Consider the following 5,422-nt stretch of genomic DNA (forward strand, 5'->3'; position numbering starts at 1 on the left):
TACGAGGATTCCTGACGGGGCCGGGCGACGGATGTCGCGCGGGCCCTGGCCAAGTCAGCGCGCGAGCCACCCCCGGTAGGTGGTCCTGGCGATGGCGGCGCCGTCCTTGGCGATGAGGACGTCGCCCGAGGCGGCGGCGAATATGCCGGCGCTGTTGTCGGTGACGACGGTGCGATGGTCACCGTGGGCGGCGAGGGTGATCTTGCCCAGTTCGTCGAGCGCGAAGACCTCGGGGCCGGCGACGTTGCGGGTGCCCTGCAGCGGGGTGCCCACGCTGACGTCGGCCACGGCCTGGGCGACGTCGACCGCGGCGATGGGTTGGACGCGCGTGGCGGGCAGGCGGACGGTGTTCTCATCGGTGGTCCAGGACAGCGCCGCGTCGATGAACTCGAAGAACTGCGTGGCGCGGACGATCGAGTACGGCACGGGGCCGGCCTTGAGGATGTTCTCCTGCAGCACCTTGGCGCGATAGTAGACCAGGCCCGGCACCTGGTCGGCGCCCACGATCGAGAGGATGACGGCGTGGCTGACGCCGGCGGCCTTGGCGGCCGTGAGCAGGTTGTCCATGGTCGTCTGGAAGAACGCGGGCGAGGCGTCGTCGAAGGTCGGCGAGTTCGTCAGGTTGACGACGACATCGGCCCCCTCCATCGCCTCGGGCAGGCCCTGCCCGCGCAGCAGGTCCACGCCGGTGGACGGCGAGTGCGGCACTGCCTCGTGCCCGCTCGCGTTCAGGATCCGGACCACCTTCGATCCGATGAGCCCGGTCCCACCGATGACAGCGATCTTCATCTTCTTGGCCTTCCGGTTTCGCGGAGGTGAAATGTCCGATTATGTGGGTACGACGGGGCGGTCTAGCTGAGCTCACGGTCAGTTTGTGCGCGAGGCTCGGCGGTTCTTACGCCGGACGAGCTCCTCCTCGTCCACGAGCGAAAGCATCGGTTTGCCCGGTTCGCAGAGCATGGTGACGGTGAAGCGCACGGGGATGTCGTCGCGGTTGTTGCCGTCCTGGTAGTGGATGACGTCGCCACCCGGCTCCCAGAACGCCTCGCCGGCCCGGACGACACGCGCCGGCTCACCTTCGAGCTCGAACACCATCTCGCCGTCCAGCACATAGCCGAAGGCCGGTCCGGTGTGCCGGTGCGGAGGGGTACCAGGGTCGCCCGGCGGGAACTCGACGACGATGGTCATCGCGTGCGCACCCGCCGGGATGCAAGAAGGCTCCGTCTCCTGCACCACGGTGATCGCCGACTGCCACGCGTTCGATCGTGGCTTCTGCCCGGCGGTCGTCGACTCGACGCCCGACATGGAAAGACCTCCCTGGAGAAGGGGATGCGAAGGGTCCGCTCACCTCGTAAGACCGGACAACCACGCGGGTTGTGACGGCTCACCTCCTCTTGATTTCCCAGACCTGACCGGTCGCACGCCAAGGATCAGGAAGAGACCGCTGACGCCATGACCGAGGCCAGCAGAAGATCAGCCGCATCGAGTCAAGGCGCCGACACCGACCTCCGGGCGGACCGCCAGCACGATCACCCCGGGAGGGAACCGGAACCTCGCGAACTCCGACACCGGCAGCGGCGGAGCGACCGCATCTCGAACCATCACCTGATCATGCCCAAGTACCAGCACGCAGGTCCCGCCTTGGCCGCATGCAACAGAGCCGATTGACCTGTGGTTTGGCCTTTGCTGGTCGCGTGCCCGCGCGCACCTGCGCGCGTCCCCCCGCTGAGACCGCGCTCGGTCAGGGCGGCCCCGCTCCGCCGGAGACGCTCGCGACCGCCTCGGCCTCCGGCAGCACTGGCTGGGGGGTGAAGAGCACCGCGGTGCGGGCCGCCGTGCCGCGCGCCCACCGGCCGGTGGTGAGCACGCCAAGCACGGCGATGGCGAGCCCACAGCCAACCATGATCCACCAGGCGGGCGCGCTGGTCGGGTCGATGGTCGTCACGCCAGGACGGCCCGCAACGTGATGCGCGGCTACCGAGCCGAAGATCGCGACGCCGAGCGCCAAGCCGATCTGCCGGCTGGTACCGGAGACCGCTGCCGCGACGCCGGCTTGGGCGACTGGCATCCCGGACAGCGCGATATTCGTGGTCGGTGCGTTGACCATCCCAAACCCGACGCCGAAGAGCACGTAGGCGCAGATGACCGGCGCCAGGCTGGTCTGCGTCCCCAGGAGGGATAGCAGGACGCCGCTGGCCTGCAACGCCATCCCGGCGGTGATCAACGACGGCCGCGGCCCGTGGCTGGCCACGAGCCGGCCGGAAATCGGCGGCGTCACCGCCGCGAGGGCCGCCATCGGTAGCGTCAGCAGGCCGGCGTGCAGCGCCGAGTAGCCGCGCACGACCTGCAGATAGAGCGTGTTCAGGAAGAGGAAGCCGCCTAACGCCGCGAAGGCGCAGAGCGCGATGACGGTGGCACCGGCAAACGGAGCGCTGCGGAAGAACCGCACATCCAGCAGGGCGTCCTGGCGCCGCGTCTCGCACACGACGAGCCCGGTCAGGGCAAGGGCGGCGACGATGAACATGACGATCGTCCGGGGGGCCGCCCAGCCGGCGGCCGGCGCCTCGATGATTGCGTAAGCGAGGGTGCCGAGGGTGACGGCGACGAGCGCCTGGCCCGCCGGGTCGAACCGCCGGGCCCGCGGCGCCCTCGACTCGGGCACGTACCGGCCGGTGAGCACCATCGCGACGATGCCGATCGGCACGTTGATCCAGAAGATCGACCGCCAGCCGACCGTGTCGACCAGCAGGCCGCCGAGAACCGGTCCCAGTGCCATGCTCAGGCCGATCACCCCGCCCCACATGCCGATCGCGCGCGCCCGCTCCCGGGGCTCGGTGAAGGTGTTGGTGATGATCGCCAGCGCGACCGGGTTGAGCATCGACCCGCCGACCGCCTGGATCATCCGGAACGCGATCAACCAGCCAAGCCCAGGTGCCAGGCTACATAGCAGCGACCCGAAGGAGAACAGCGTCAGCCCGGTCTGGAACACGCGCCTGCGCCCGAACCGGTCGCCCATCGAGCCGGAGAAGAGCAGCAGGCTTGCCAGCACCAGGCCGTAGGCGTCAATCGTCCACTGCAGCCCGGAGTCGGCGGCATGGAGGTCGTTCCTGATCGACGGCAGGGCGACGTTGAGGATCGTCGCGTCCAGCGCGACAATGAACAGGCTCGAGCAGCAGATCACCAGCACCACGTGCCGCCGGCCCTTGCCCAGCTCGGGCGGCATCGACGCCATCAGCGTTCCGATCGTTGTAGGACGCAAAGTAGGCGAGGTGAGAGCGCCTCATAGGCGACTCCATTGGCGGTTGGCTCTCCCGACCACCGGCAGGGCCACGATCTGACCGACCGCGCCCACACCGCCGCCGGCCCTCTCCCTGACGACCTACGTGACATTCTCATAACAATACTGACTCCTCGTAGTTGGCCGGAATCTGTAGTTAGCCGATTACGGTTGCTGCTGGGTTGGTGGTGACTGGGAGCGGCCGGGTGGGACGGGCGTAGGTGACGCGGCGGCGGACGTCGCTGACGGCCCCGTTGGCCAGATGGACGACGTGGAACGGGCCGACGGCCAGCGCCGCGGGTGGCAGCGCCTCGCGGGCGGCGGCCTCGTTCTCTACCCCGACCTACGGCTACACCAGCCACCACCAGGCATCATAGAAGGTCAGCGGCCAAATACGCCGTCCGGCGAACCGCGAAGAGCCCCAATACCCTGGGCGGCGGGCACTCACTTTATCGATGTCACGAGCATCGGCTTCGATTGGATGAGCTTATCGCCATGCCGCTCGCACGCTCAGTTGGTCTATTCTGTTGGCGGACGTCCCGACCCTGGACCCGACCTCTGCCGCAGCGAGTTCTCCGCTGCCTTCGCCGAACCGTCCTCGGACGGCTTGGACGTACTCCATCCGCCGGTAGGCCCGCCATGTGCGCGACCTGCGTCGGCGAAGCCACCCAACGGGCTCGACCGAGCTTTGCGGCGGGACGAGCCCATCCTTGCGACAGTTCAATAACGCTGCCCCATGAATTACAGGAGCCTGTTCAGTGGACACGATCGGCACAATCGAGGAACTACACGCCGAGGCCTCCGATCTCACCGGGCTTTCCGACTTCGGCCCGCCGGACTACCTCGAGGGGCTGGAGGTCGTCCTTGCCTCCTACGAGCAGGAGGCCGCCCTGACTGCGGACGGCATCCGAATGGTCCGCGACAATCTGTGCGGAATCCTGGTTTCCCGCCTTTTCAGTGAGGCCGGGTGGCGCGAATACCCCGAGCATGCCCAGGTACCGATCGAGCGACCGGTGTTCATCGTCGGCATGCCGCGCACAGGCACGACCACCCTGCACCGGCTGCTCGCCGCCGACCCGGCCAACCAGGGCGTCGAACTGTGGCTGACCTACGCTCCCCAGCCCCGGCCGCCGGTCTCGACCTGGCCGACCAACCCGGTCTTCCGGCAGACCCAGCAGGACATCGCCGGCTTCGTCGCGCAACATCCGGGCTATCTGGGCATTCACAATCGCATCGCCGACGCGGTCGAGGAGTGTTGGCGGTTGATCCGCCAATCAATCACAATCGCATCGCCGACGCGGTCGAGGAGTGTTGGCGGTTGATCCGCCAATCAATGCTCTCGAGCCTTCTTGAATATACCGGGCACCTGCCGACCTACTCCGCGTGGATCGCAGACCAGGATTGGACTGGCGCGTACCAGCGGCACCGGCGCAATCTGCAGCTGATCGGGCTGCGCGATCCCGAGCGCCGCTGGGTGCTCAAATGCCACAGTCACCTGCCGTGTCTGGACGCCTTGCTGACGACTTATCCCGACGCTCTGATAATCCGGACCCACCGCAGGCCCGCCAGCACGGTTCTGGGATCGGCCTGCAGCTTGGCGAGCAAGCTCGCCCCCACGTCCAGCACCTTCCACGGCGAGGCGATCGGCCCCTTCGTGCTCGAGATCGCCGCGCGCAACCTCCAGCGCTTCGCCGCGGACCGGGCCAGACACAACCCAAGCAGGTTCTACGACATCGAGTTCGCCGACTTCATTGCCGACCCGCTGGCCACGGTCGCCGACATCTACCGCCACCTCGGATGGGATCTTCCCGAGGAGGTCCGCCCCGCCATGTCGGCCGTGCTGGCAGAGGAGGCCCGCCTGCGTGCTCACCGTTACGACCTAGCCGATTTCGGCATCAGCGCCGAGGAGGTCAACGCCCGACTCGGAGCCCTGATCTGAGTGGGCATGCCGTTGTTCCTGACGTGCTCGTCGAGCAGATGGACTGCTTTGGCGCGCAGCCGCTCGAAGGCGTGACGCCGCGGGCAGCGGGGCAGGGATGCGGGAAGAGGGACAGGTGGGCCGTGACCGGGTGTTCGGCGGGATCGCTCCAGAAGGTCCTGACCGAGTCCAAGCCCGACCAACCCCGCGTAGGCGTAAGAGAACGT

The 5,422-nt window shown here is 67.9% G+C and carries 6 protein-coding genes and 1 pseudogene; 2 read left to right on the forward strand and 5 right to left on the reverse strand.

Annotated elements, in window-relative coordinates; all coding sequences use genetic code 11:
- Window positions 1–54 precede the first annotated feature (54 nt).
- The 5 genes and pseudogenes from AC08OV_RS22830 to AC08OV_RS22850 form a co-directional block, all read right to left on the reverse strand.
- Window positions 55–789: an SDR family oxidoreductase gene (locus AC08OV_RS22830; RefSeq protein ID WP_476615385.1), complete on the reverse strand. Its 735-nt coding sequence runs from the start codon at window positions 787–789 to the stop codon at window positions 55–57.
- 78 nt (window positions 790–867) lie between these two features.
- A complete protein-coding gene (locus tag AC08OV_RS22835; RefSeq protein WP_476615386.1) occupies window positions 868–1,305 on the reverse strand; it encodes a cupin domain-containing protein in 438 nt (145 codons plus the stop codon).
- A gap of 168 nt (window positions 1,306–1,473) precedes the next feature.
- Entirely contained in the window at window positions 1,474–1,602 is a 129-nt protein-coding gene (locus AC08OV_RS22840; protein ID WP_476620290.1) for a hypothetical protein, read from the reverse strand.
- Between the two features lie 139 nt (window positions 1,603–1,741).
- Window positions 1,742–3,232 carry an MFS transporter gene (locus tag AC08OV_RS22845; protein WP_476615387.1) on the reverse strand — a complete coding sequence of 497 codons (1,491 nt, stop codon included), beginning with the start codon at window positions 3,230–3,232 and terminating at the stop codon, window positions 1,742–1,744.
- A gap of 202 nt (window positions 3,233–3,434) precedes the next feature.
- Window positions 3,435–3,590: pseudogene (locus AC08OV_RS22850) on the reverse strand (hypothetical protein); the annotation flags it as partial.
- A 445-nt stretch (window positions 3,591–4,035) separates the two neighbouring features.
- Between AC08OV_RS22850 and AC08OV_RS22855 the strand changes: the two are divergent.
- Together AC08OV_RS22855 and AC08OV_RS22860 are read left to right on the forward strand one after the other, a co-directional pair.
- The gene (locus AC08OV_RS22855) at window positions 4,036–4,599 is read left to right on the forward strand and encodes a sulfotransferase family protein (protein WP_476615388.1); all 564 of its coding nucleotides are present in this window, start codon (window positions 4,036–4,038) and stop codon (window positions 4,597–4,599) included.
- Entirely contained in the window at window positions 4,533–5,216 is a 684-nt protein-coding gene (locus AC08OV_RS22860) for a sulfotransferase family protein (protein WP_476620291.1), read from the forward strand. Before AC08OV_RS22855 ends, AC08OV_RS22860 begins: the two co-directional genes overlap by 67 nt.
- The last annotated feature ends 206 nt before the right edge of the window (window positions 5,217–5,422 follow it).

The organism is Frankia sp. CeTa3Moorea (genome assembly GCF_978021225.1).